The organism is Rhizobium sp. UBA1881 (assembly GCF_002338015.1).
GTDB lineage: Bacteria > Pseudomonadota > Alphaproteobacteria > Rhizobiales > Rhizobiaceae > Rhizobium.
The window spans coordinates 17,176-27,592 of the sequence record NZ_DDHH01000006.1 but is presented as its reverse complement, the minus strand read 5'-3'; the positions used below and the strand labels follow the sequence as shown (position 1 = coordinate 27,592).

Annotated in this window: 7 protein-coding genes; 4 read left to right on the top strand and 3 right to left on the bottom strand. The window is 61.6% G+C overall.

Translation table 11 applies throughout. The annotated features are described in order from the left end of the window. Positions 1 to 633: N-acetylmuramoyl-L-alanine amidase (locus B3605_RS00800; protein WP_296431632.1), on the bottom strand; the 633-nt coding region annotated here is incomplete at its 3' end. 711 nt (positions 634 to 1,344) lie between these two features. Between B3605_RS00800 and B3605_RS00795 the strand changes: the two genes are divergently transcribed. Continuing rightward, positions 1,345 to 4,242, top strand: a complete 2,898-nt coding sequence (locus B3605_RS00795) for an Rne/Rng family ribonuclease (protein ID WP_296431630.1) — start codon at positions 1,345 to 1,347, stop codon at positions 4,240 to 4,242. Positions 4,243 to 4,693: 451 nt separating this feature from the next. Here B3605_RS00795 and B3605_RS00790 read toward each other — a convergent pair whose 3' ends face one another. Next, positions 4,694 to 5,797, bottom strand: a complete 1,104-nt coding sequence (locus B3605_RS00790) for a COX15/CtaA family protein (RefSeq protein ID WP_112941266.1) — start codon at positions 5,795 to 5,797, stop codon at positions 4,694 to 4,696. A gap of 116 nt (positions 5,798 to 5,913) precedes the next feature. Here B3605_RS00790 and B3605_RS00785 point away from each other — a divergent pair, with 116 nt between their 5' ends. After that, a complete protein-coding gene (locus B3605_RS00785; RefSeq protein ID WP_018898664.1) occupies positions 5,914 to 6,123 on the top strand; it encodes a DUF2842 domain-containing protein in 210 nt (69 codons plus the stop codon). Positions 6,124 to 6,240: 117 nt separating this feature from the next. Beyond that, positions 6,241 to 7,485 carry a GNAT family N-acetyltransferase gene (locus B3605_RS00780; protein WP_112941267.1) on the top strand — a complete coding sequence of 415 codons (1,245 nt, stop codon included), beginning with the start codon at positions 6,241 to 6,243 and terminating at the stop codon, positions 7,483 to 7,485. Here B3605_RS00780 and B3605_RS00775 read toward each other — a convergent pair whose 3' ends face one another. Continuing rightward, positions 7,486 to 9,651, bottom strand: coding sequence for a GumC family protein (locus B3605_RS00775; RefSeq protein WP_112941268.1), 2,166 nt, complete (start codon positions 9,649 to 9,651; stop codon positions 7,486 to 7,488). A gap of 188 nt (positions 9,652 to 9,839) precedes the next feature. On the opposite strand from B3605_RS00775, the gene B3605_RS00770 reads away from it, so the two are divergent. Beyond that, on the top strand, positions 9,840 to 10,415 hold the full coding sequence (locus tag B3605_RS00770; protein WP_018898667.1) for a polysaccharide biosynthesis/export family protein: 576 nt from the start codon (positions 9,840 to 9,842) through the stop codon (positions 10,413 to 10,415). The last annotated feature ends 2 nt before the right edge of the window (positions 10,416 to 10,417 follow it).

The window sequence follows — 10,417 nt, the reverse complement described above, 5'->3', positions numbered from 1 at the left end:
CTTGATGCCGGGTTCGCGGTTCAGCCGGTCCGCGAGCGTCTTGGCGAATGCCAGCGTGACATCCTTTTCCTGGGTCTTCGTGTCGACACCGATCGCGCCGGTATCGATGCCGCCATGGCCCGCGTCGACGGCGACGATGAAATCGCCGGGTGCGGGTTTATCGTGCGCGGGGATGGCGCTGGTCGTCTGCGCGGCCTCGGGCTCGTTCCAGGATTGGGCTTTCACCAGTTCGGCGAAGGTCGCCTTGTCGGTCATCTCGGCTTCGAGAACCAGCCGCTGGCCCTTGCCGTTTTCATCGGCCTGAACCCTCGCCATGCCGATGCGAACGGGCTTTATCGCCGTCAGCACGATACGGGCACTGTCGCCGTCCATCGTGCCGTAGCGGATATCCTTGAAAAGGCCCCTCGCCTCAAGATCCTTGGCGGGGAACCCGAAAGCGGTGGCGGGAAGATCGACGACGACCCGCTCCGGATTGGCGATGTAGTGGATCGAGAAGCTCGGGGGACGATCGAAATCGATGACGATGCGGGTCCTGGCGTCGTCGCCGACGATACGCGCGCCATAGGCCAGCAAGCGCTCTTCGCCCGCCGCGGTCGCGACCGAATGACCGACCAACGGAACGGTCACGGCCATCACCGCTGCAAGCAACCAAGCCCTGAAGTTTTTCGTCCGCAAGCCGGATTTCACCGTTGCGCGCCGCGTCTCGCTATACAACCGACTGTCATGCCCCAATTGTCATCAATGCCGGATCCCGCGATACACGCGATTGCGACCGAGAACAATTGTCACTGTCGCCGCGCCGGAATCACCTCGTCCACCGCTATTTTTTATGATGCTGCAAATCCATCAATATTATGGCACATTTGGCTTTTCCCTTGCTATTGTGACGGAGAAAACATACAAGCAATTTTAGGGTAGAAGCACTGACGGGATAGAGTCGCCGACAAGGCAGCCAACCGCAAAGGACCTGGCGCCACAACCGGCAATCGTCCGCCGTCTTACATGCTTCCACTCGACAATGGATCCTGATTTTTCCGGAGTATGCGGAAACTTCATCGGTGGATTGCCACCAACCGCTCTTTAAAGAGAGAGCAAACTCATCGGGCCTGAATAAGGTCTTTGTTTTGTCGATCTCGCTTGGTCTTTTATGGTGTCGCAGCAGGTTTTATCTAAAGTCTACAGACCCCGGGAGAAGAGTTTCCCCGCTGCTGTCTGGCTGCTGCCTTCCACACCGAACCAATCGCGACTTTCACTATCCGGCGCTGCTATGACGGTCCGCACTCCCCTTGTCTTATCGACTGCGGAGACTGCCGACGATCGACCGCGCCGAGGAGCTCAGCTTACATGGCAGACAAAATGCTTATCGACGCGTCTCACGAGGAAGAGACGCGCGTCGTTGTCGTTCGCGGAAACCGCATAGAAGAATTTGACTTCGAGTCGGAACACAAGAAGCAAATTCGCGGCAACATCTACCTCGCAAAGGTAACGAGGGTCGAGCCTTCGTTGCAGGCTGCTTTCGTCGATTACGGCGGCAACCGGCACGGCTTCCTGGCCTTCGCCGAAATCCATCCCGATTATTACCAGATCCCGCTTGCCGACCGTCAGGCCCTGTTGCGCGCCGAAGCCGAAGAGCATCGCCGCGACGACGATGTCGAGCATGTTGATACGGCGCGGATCGACCCTGCGACCCAGGACCAACCCGATGTTGGCATCGTTGCCAAGGACGAACCTGAAGCCCCGGTCGAAGCCGCTGTAGAGGTCGTAGAGACCGTCGAAGCTGCAGAGGTTGTCGAAGCCGTCGAGGAAGCGCCTGCAAAGAAGGCAGCCAAGCCCCGCCGGAGCCGCAAGAAGGTCGTTCCCGCCGCTGACGAAGCGACGGTTGAAGCTGACGCCGCGGCATCGTCCGACGACGAAGGTTCCGCCGGCGGCGAGATGGCCGCCATGGTCGAGACCGACACGATTTCCGAAGACGTCGATGCGCGCCGCCGCGGTGACGACGAGGACGACGACGATCATGATCACGAAGAAGAAGTGATCGAGAATGTCGGCGCCGAAGACGCCATGGAAGAGGTTCCCGATCGAGTGCAGCGCAAGCCGCGCAAGCAGTACCGCATCCAGGAAGTCATCAAGCGTCGCCAGATCCTGCTCGTTCAGGTCGCCAAGGAAGAACGTGGCAACAAGGGCGCCGCCCTCACCACCTACCTATCGCTTGCCGGCCGTTATTCGGTTCTGATGCCGAACACCGCACGTGGCGGTGGCATCTCCCGCAAGATCACCAGCCCGCAGGACCGCAAGCGCCTGAAGGAAATCGCCAAGATGCTCGAAGTGCCGCAGGGCATGGGCGTCATCCTGCGCACCGCCGGCGCCAACCGCACCAAGGTGGAGGTCAAGCGCGACTTCGAATACCTGATGCGTCTTTGGGAAAACGTCCGTACGCTGACGCTCGCATCGATCGCGCCTTGCCTCGTCTACGAGGAAGGCTCGCTCATCAAGCGTTCGATCCGCGACCTCTACAACAAGGATATCGGCGAGATCATCGTCTCCGGCGAAGAAGGCTATCGTGAAGCGAAAGACTTCATGAAGATGCTGATGCCGAGCCACGCCAAGGTGGTCCAGCCTTACCGCGACATTCACCCGATCTACTCGCGCTCCGGAATCGAAGCCCAGCTCGACCGGATGCTGCAGCCGCAGGTGACGCTGAAGTCGGGTGGCTACCTGATCATCAATCAGACCGAAGCGCTGGTTTCGATTGACGTCAACTCCGGTCGTTCGACCCGCGAGCATTCGATCGAAGACACGGCACTTCAGACCAATCTCGAGGCCGCCGACGAAGTCGCTCGTCAGCTGCGCCTGCGCGACTTGGCCGGCCTTGTCGTCATCGACTTCATCGACATGGAAGAAAAGCGCAACAATCGCGCTGTCGAGAAGAAGCTGAAGGATTGCCTGAAGAACGATCGCGCCCGCATCCAGGTCGGCCGCATCTCGCACTTCGGCCTGCTCGAAATGTCGCGCCAGCGCATTCGCGCATCGGTTCTCGAATCGACGACGCAGGTCTGCTCGCATTGCGGCGGCACCGGTCACGTTCGTTCGCAGTCTTCCGTTGCCCTGCACGTGCTGCGCGGTATCGAAGAATATCTGCTCAAGAACACGACCCACGACATCACTGTTCGCACGACGCCGGAGATCGCTCTTTATATCCTCAACCACAAGCGTCAGACGATCGTTGACTATGAAGCCCGCTTCGGCGTCGCCATCATCATCGATGCCGATGGCGCCGTTGGCGCGCAGCATTTCGCGATCGATCGCGGCGAAGCCGTAGAGAACCCGGTCAAGATCGAGACGCTCTTCAACTTTGCGGCCATCCCTGAAGACGACGACGATGACGTCGTTATCGAGATCGACGAGGAAGAAGACGAAGAGCTGGAAGAAAAGCAGGCGTCGGAACGTCCGGCTGCCGCTGCCCGTGCAGAGGGCGAAGGTGACGGACGCAAGCGCAAGCGCCGCCGTCGTCGTCGCGGCCGCAACGGCAATGGTGAGCAGCAGGCATCCGACGAGAACGGCGCCGAACAGGCTGGCGACGAAGACGGTAGTGACGAGGAAGGCGACGACGCCGAAACCACGTCCGCTGCCGGCTCCGAAGAACGCGCCGAGGGCGATGACGCACAGCGCCGCAAGCGCCGCCGTCGCGGCAAGCGCGGCGGTCGCCGCAACCGCGAGGAAGGTGCCGAAGGCGCTGAGGGCGACGATGTTGCCGAAGCCGAGGGCGACGTTGCCGCAAGCGCAGAAGCAGTTGAGACCACGGACGAAGCCGCAGTCGCAACCGAAGACAGCGCGCCGGTAGACGTTGTCGTGGAAGCTGCCGCAGCGGAGGCTGTCGAAGCGTCCTCGGCCATGGCCGCCGTCGAAGCCGGCGCCACGGTAACGGAAGACGTGAAGCCGAAGCGCGCTCGTCGCAGCCGCAAGGCCTCGCCGGTCGAAGAGCCTGTTGTGGAAGCAGAAGTGGCGCCTGCCGCTGAAGCAGCTCCGGTTGCCGAGGCAGCTCCTGCCGCCGAGCCGGAAGTCGCTGAAGCATCCGCCGATCTGGCAGCGCCCGCTGAAGAAGAAGCAAAGCCCGTTCGCGCCAATCGCGGCGCAAACGTTGCCTCCTCCGAACCGACCGTCAAGTCGTCCACCACGGAAGCGACTGATGGCGACGGCAAGCCGAAGAAGGCCGGCTGGTGGCAGCGCCGCGGTTTTTTCTGAGACTGATTTTCGGACGTAAATAATTGAAATCCGGCTGCGGCGACGCAGCCGGATTTTTTCGTTCAGGGGTTATGTGTCGTTCGATCTTGGACGCATCGGTTGCCCGGTGGCGGAGACTGGATATCGGCCTTGCCGCCACGTAAACAGGGCGCGCTATATCCGCCCTCCGGATGCCTGAGCGCTTTCCACACGCGGCGGCGTCTCACCCCTACCCTGCCAGCAACCATCGCTCACGCTAGCTCGGCTATGCACGCCGACGCCGCCAGCTGTCATGAGCGGGAAACTGGTTCCAGCCAGAAGCTCCAACGGCTTGGCGATATGCAGATAAGCAAACAGCGAGATCGGCTTCCGGCCGGATCTCGCTGAGACAAGCTTCTTGATGCTGTAAGGCGCTATTGAAGCGCAAGGCTAGCCACGACCCGCGCATCAGCGCTGCAGGTCGTGGCCCCAATCAGTCGCGTTCGGAAATAACCGTCGCGTGCGGGTATTCGCCGTAGAAGCCGCGCCAGTTGGCGATCGCGAAGCCGAAGACAACGAGTGCGCCGCCCTGGTGCAGCAGACCCCAGTCGAGCGGGACTTCCAGCAGCAGGGTGGCGATACCGATCGAGGCCTGGATGGTGACGAGGCAGAACAAGACGATGGCGCGGCGTGCGTGGGTCGTTGCCGGTGCTGCGCGCAGCAGCATGATCATGTTGATCAGCGTCACGGCAAACAGCGTGTAGGCGCCGACGCGGTGAATGAACTGTACAGTCTTCGGGTTTTCGAAGAAGTTGATCCATGCGGGCTGCTGGATCAGCAGATCGGAGGGCACGATCGCGCCGTCCATCAGCGGCCATGTGTTGTATGTGAAGCCGGCGTCGAGACCGGCGACCAGAGCGCCGAGGTAGATCTGGAACAAGGTCAGCGCGACAATCACGCCAGCCCATATATGGGCGCGTCTTGTTGGGGCCGTGTCCTCTGAATGCGGCGAGAGCGCGCGCATGATCCACATGCATGAGGCGAAGATCAGACAGGCCGTGATCAGGTGTGTCGCCAGGCGGTACTGGCTGACATCGGTGCGCGCGGTCAGCCCCGACGAGACCATCCACCAGCCGATGGCGCCCTGGAAACCGCCAAGCGCTAGGATGCCGACGAGCGGCCAGCGCAGGCGTCGCTCGATCCTGCCGGTTGCCCAGAAGTAGAGGAGCGGCAGCGCGAAGATCACGCCGATGCCGCGGGCAATCAGGCGGTGGGCCCATTCCCACCAGAAGATGCCCTTGAACTCATCGACGGTCATGTCGCTGTTGATCTGCTGGAATTCCGGAATGCGCTGGTAGAGCTTGAATTCCTCTTCCCATTCCGTGGCGTTCAGCGGTGGGATAACGCCGTGGATCGGCTTCCATTGGGTGATCGACAGTCCGGAATTGGTCAGGCGCGTCGCGCCGCCAACGATCACCAGACAGAACAGCGCGAGAAGGACGATGCCGAGCCAAATTCGTATGGCTTTGCGATTGCTATCCTGCTTGCGCACCTGGCGCAGAATTTCCTGTTCAGTCGTAAGATCGGCGACGGCCATGGACGGACTCCTTCGTTCCGACAGTTGATTTGCCTTAGCCACTGATGCAAAACAAGTCCGAACATTTGCGGCATGCCGTCGCGGTGGCCTGCACATCCCATACCGGAATTCACCAGATGCCCGTCCGCCTTCGCAAGTTCATCGGCACCATCCTCATCGTCGTCCTCGTTCTGGTCTATGCGCTGGTTGCCAATACGATCGCGGTTGCGACGCTCGGCAATGCGCCGTGGTGGGGCCACCTGCTCTATTTCTCGCTGACGGGACTGCTCTGGGTGTTGCCTGCGATGGTTATCATCAAGTGGATGGCCGGCCCGAAGCAGCAATAGGCATTAATCGCGGACTAACCGTGATTGACGGAAAAGCCGGCGGCATCGCGCGCGTAAAGGAAATGGATGCGCTGCCGCGCTATTTTCCCGGGCAGTATCTTTTCCCGGAGAACGCCCGTGCAAACGCAGAAGCTTCCATTGGAATCCGCGCCGCGTGACATCGCCGCAGACGCCGATGCCGGATTGGCGAAGCTCAGGGAGATAAATGCGCGGCTGTCCTTAGATGCGATCGAGATCGACATTGTCGATTCCATAGAGGCTATCGAGCCCGAATGGCGCGCGCTTGAGCGTGACAATCTGAACTCCCTGCACCAGGGATATGACTGGTGCGCCTCCTGGATGAAGGCCTACGGCAATCCGGCCGCCATCATCCGTGGCCGGTCGGGGACGCGAACCGTCTTCATTCTCCCCGTCGAGGTCGTCCGCTCGCGCGGCGTGCGTGTCGCGAAGTTCATCGGGGCTGACCACAGCAATATCAATACGGGGCTGTTTGCCGCCGATTTCGCGGATGCCTTCGAGGCGCTCGATGCGCTTGACCTTGCCGCGCGCATCTCCGGCGCGCTCAAGGGCAAAGCCGATCTCCTGCTCCTGCAGAACATTCCCCTGACATGGCGCGGCCGTCGCAATCCGCTGGCGCTGCTGCCGATGGTCCAAAATCAGAACCATGCCTACCAGCTGCCGCTGTTCGACACGATGGAAGCGACGCTGAAGCAGCTGAACGCCAAGAGCCGGCGGAAGAAGTTCCGGGTGCAGTCGAAGCGGCTGGAGGAACTCGGGGGCTTTGATTATGTCCATGGCACGGATACCGCGAGCCAGCACGCGCTTCTCGACCAGTTCTTCCGGCTGAAGAGCGAGCGTTTCAAGGCGATGGGGCTACCCGATGTCTTCGCGGACGCCGAGACGAAGGCCTTTCTTCATGGCGCGATCGACATCCGCAATGCCAAGAACGAACTGTCAGGTCTCGAAATGCATGCGATCCAGCTGAAAGGCGAGCATGCCGGCCACGTCGCGGCCGTCGCCGGCATTTCGCGCAAGGGCGATCATGTGATCTGCCAGTTCAGCGCGATCGACGAGAGCATCGGCGCCGAGGCCAGCCCGGGAGAATTCCTGTTCTGGCAGATGATATCCGGGCTGCATGGCAAGGGCGTCAGCATGTTCGATTTCGGCCTGGGCGACCAGGGCTACAAGCGCTCCTGGGCGCCTGTCGAGACGGATCATTACGATGTCGTCCTGCCCCTCACCGCTCGCGGCATGGCCGCCGGCGCGGCGCACCGGCTCGTCACGCGGGCCAAGGCCTACGTCAAATCGCAGCAGCGACTCTATCGCGCCGCCCAGCGCCTGCGCCGGTTCGCCGGCGTCTGATCAGGCCGCCTGCTGGGCGACCGTCGCATTGCCATCCGTATTGCCGCCAGACATCAGCACGACGCGCTCGTAACCCGCCTCCTCGAAGCTGGTCATCGCGGCCACGAATTCCTCCTCGACGATCTCGGGCATGGAGAGGATGATCTCGACGGTCTTGCTCTGCGTGAGCTTGGAGACGCCGGCCACATCGGCAGCGCCGGATTCGACCAGCACCAGGTCATAGGCCGAGGAGAGAGCGTCGAGCAGCAGCGACAGGCGATCGGCCCCACGCATGGCGCGACGCATGTCGCTGGTGCCCTGCGGGATGAAGTGGGCGTCGGAGAGGTAATCACCATGGATGGTGTCGCCAAAGGCCGCCTCGCCGCACAGAAGGTCGGTGACCCCAGGCAGCGAGCGACCCTGCGCCATCAGCTCCGTTGGGTGCCCGGAGCCGGTCATGTCGACAAGCACGACACGAGAGCCAGCGGACGCAAGCGTGCGCGCGAGGGCAACGGTCGCGGCCGAGCCATTGTCACCAGTCGGTGAAATGGCGATCGCCAGCGGCGCGCGGCTGCCGATGAGATAATGCGCGACGGAAGCGATGGAGAATTCGTTCTCTTCCTCAGGCTGTTCCGGGACGAGCTCTTCGGCGACTTCGTCTTGTTGTTCGTCTTTCTCTTCCTGCTGGACGGCGAGCATGCTCGACGCGGGTGCGCGTGCCGGCGGCGAAGCAACTGCGACAACTTCGACCGTTTCCCGTTCGATGCGTTCTTCGACCTCCGCATTCGACGTCGGGCGCAGCGCGCGGCCACTGAAGAGCTCGGCCAGCATGATGGCGATCGACGTCATAATGAAGGTCGCAAGTGCCGCGACGACGACGATCGGGATGACCTTGGGGAAGTAGGGATCGACCGGCTGAACGGCGGTCGAGACGATGCGGGCGTCGGCCGGGCTGGAATTCTTGTCGGCGCGCGAGGCGGCCTCGCGGAAGCGCGACAGATAGGTTTCGAGCAATTGACGCTGGGCGGCGGCCTCGCGCTCAAGCGCGTTCAGGCCAACCTCATCCTCACCGGCCTGGGCGCTGTTTGCCTTGACCTTGTTGGACTGCTGTTCGAGTTCCTGCTCGCGAAGTGTTGCGACCTTGGCTTCGTTTTCGATGCTCGCCAGGATCTTCTGCGTTTCCTGACGGATCTGCGTCTTGATGTCGGCAAGCTGGGCGCGGAGGCTCTTCAGGCGCGGATGGTTGTTGAGGAGCGACGTCTGGAGGTCCGAGATCTGCGACTGCAGGCCGGATTCCGTTCCCTTCAGCCGCTGGATCGACTGCGACGACATGATGTCCTGCAGCGTATCGGATGCTTCGCCCGACGACAGCGCGTTACGCACGGACTGCGCCCGCGCCTCCGCATTCGCCCTCTCGCCGCGGACACGTGTGAGTTCGGCGGAAACATCGTTCAGCTGCTGCGTCTGAAAATTGCCGCCGCCATTGGTCGGCAGCAGGCCGTGGGCGGCGCGGTATTCGGCAACCTTTTGCTCGGCGTCGCTAACCTTGGTGCGAAGGTTCTCGATTTCAGGTTCCAGCCAACGCGTGGCTTCCGAGTTGGAATCAAGCTTGGCGCCGCTCTGCTTGGCAAGATAGGCGGCGGCCATGGCGTTGGGGATCGTTGCCGCAAGCACCGGATCCTTGGAGGTGAAGGTAATACCGATGACGCGGGAGCCGGGGACCTGATAAACCTGCAGGCGCTCGACGAAGGCGTCGATGACGCGCTCTTCCGGCGGGCTGGCGAGCGGGCTCTTCTTCAAATGCAGCGCGATCAGAATGTCGCCGAGCGCGGAGCTGTTGGCGGCTGCGTCGAACTCCGGAAGATCATAGAGCTTCTGGCTGCTGATGACCTGCTTGATCAGATCGGCGGACTGCAGGAGCTGCACCTGGCTGGAAATATTCAATTCGTCGAGGAGCTGAGTTGCGTTCGCATCCGTTGCCTGCGCGGTGGCAAAGGCCGGGGCGCGTGGCTCGATCAGGATGCGGGTCTCGCTGCGATACTTCGGCGAGATCATCTTGGCGCCGGCAAAAGCCACCCCTGCCCCGAGCAAGGTGATCGCCACGACCTTGAGCCGACGGGCCCAGACGCCGCGAACCAGCTGGGCAAGATCGATATCGACATCCTGATTACCCGTCACGCCGGACATGCTCGCACTCCAAGAACAAAGGTGCCGCGAGGGTAAATGACTATAGTAACTCAAGGGTTAATGCTTGCGGGCGCAGGGCTGACAGCCTTCGCAGTTCAAGAAAGAGCGAATTTGACTGCAGTCTTTACCGGTCATTAACCCTAACGGATCGATAACGGGGCAAGAGTTTCGTTTCCTGTGAGAAGCAGATGCCCGTCGCACAGCCCAAGTTTCTGATGGCTTTGAGCCTCGCCGCCATGACAGCAGTCTTGGGCGGCTGCAACAGCTATCAGCCCGCGCCGCGCGCATTCAACCAGGCAACGATCCAGCCCTATTCGCTGGATAGCGGCGACAGGCTCCGCATTACCGTGTTCGACCAGCCGAGCATGACCAATACCTACACGATCGATCAGGCCGGCTACATCGCCTTCCCGCTTGTCGGCCAGGTACCGGCGCGCGGCCGCACGCTGCAGCAGCTCTCTGGTCAGATCGCGCAGAAGCTCAAGCAGGGCTATCTTCGCGATCCCGACGTCACCATCGATGTCGACCGCTATCGCTCCATCTTCATCATGGGTGAAGTCGGCCAGCCCGGCCAGTACGCCTATGTTCCGGGCATGACCGCGCAGAACGCGATCGCCGTTGCCGGCGGCTTCACGCCGCGCGCCAACCAGAGCGCCGTCGATGTGACCAGAAAGATCAATGGCCAGGTGATGACCGGACGCGTCAACATCTCGTCCGCCATCATCGCCGGCGATACGCTCTATGTCCGCGAACGGTTGTTCTGATC